General features: G+C 61.3%; 1 protein-coding gene. It reads right to left on the reverse strand.

Features of this window, described 5'->3' with window-relative positions:
- Positions 1-991, reverse strand: a 991-nt coding sequence (locus EN935_RS36235) for a hypothetical protein (RefSeq protein WP_127374241.1), incomplete at its 3' end; no start/stop codon positions are given.
- Positions 992-1309: the final 318 nt, after the last annotated feature.

Here is a 1309-nt window from a genome sequence, read left to right on the forward strand (position 1 = left end):
GCCCGGTGATGCCCACGCAGCCCATATCCCACGCGGCCGCGATAAGGCCATCCAGCGTCGCGCGCCAGTGAGATCCGGACGCCTGGATTTGCAACAGGCTCGCGATGTCGCCGGCTTGACCGTAGAAGGCATAACAACCGAGCATTTTGCCCGTTTCGTCGTAAGTTCCGCCGAAATGAAGTGGGCCGTCGGCCCGCTTCTCGGCCGCCAGCGCGAGCAGCCGTGGCAGCTCGCCATCCTTCCAGCTCGGCCGAAGAGAGTAATCGGACAGCAGGGTCGGCAGCCGCTCGGCAAATTGCGCGGAAGTGATCGGCTCACTGTGGACCCGTTGCGACGATGAAGCCTGGACGGGGAGCTCGAACCTTCTTTTCGCAAGAGCATCGAATGCTCTCGCGCAGGGATCGAGCGCCAAGCGAGGCAGGCCAGGCCATTTGCGGTGCAGTGCAGCAGCGGCCATCGCGGCTGGTCGGAAAATACAGGTCCATCCCAGACAATGCACCGGCAGGAGCTGATACTTCATCGGGCGCGCGAAGGCCAAAGATGTCCTGTTGGCCGAATCGGTCAGCTGCAGATCGAATTCGCCTTGGTGCAAGGCACGTAGCAATTGCGGCCCGGCCGAGCCGTCATCGGTGCCGGCGTCGGCCATGAGCGGACCGATGATCGCCGCATTCAATGCCGCTCCGTTGAGCTCGTAGCGGGCTTTCAGGACGCCGAGGAACCCACCCAGACGACCTTGCCGGTTGACCTGGACAAGAGCGTTGCTCGCACCGGACTGGCCGGCAGGGTCAAGATAGATCTCTCTCATATAGTCGGCCGTCTCCGCGATCGCGCGATCGAGGAGATGACGCCGCCGCTGCCGAAACTTGGTCAGGAAGAGTGCGGCGACGCTCTCGAGATCTTCGGCAGCGAGCGGCCGAACAGAGCCATGCGATTCCAGCACCGACGGCGCAACCACCTTTCCCGGACCGGCATTTGCGGAAACAACATGCATCGTGAAGAGCGTCCCTGGGTTGCTTTATTAAAATATATATCAACCAAAGGTAGAAACAACATATCTCGATCGGTATGATGAACAGGCGTCTCAAAAACTCAAGGTCTGGAAAAGGACTTCACTGGCAGATTGGCTCGGCCTGCATACGCTGAGCGACAGGGACTTCGGACGTCTCAGGTCTGCCGATGTACTCGCAACAGGTTCGGCTCCGCCCTGCGCCACCCCGCACTGCTGACAACGCCTGATAGAGGTGGCCTCCGGCCGCCGAAGCCGGAGGCCACCTCAGGTCAGCTGACAAGTCCCTTGGTCAGCTCCAGC

It is taken from the genome of Mesorhizobium sp. M7D.F.Ca.US.004.03.1.1, assembly GCF_003998635.1.
GTDB classification, from domain to species: domain Bacteria; phylum Pseudomonadota; class Alphaproteobacteria; order Rhizobiales; family Rhizobiaceae; genus Mesorhizobium; species Mesorhizobium loti.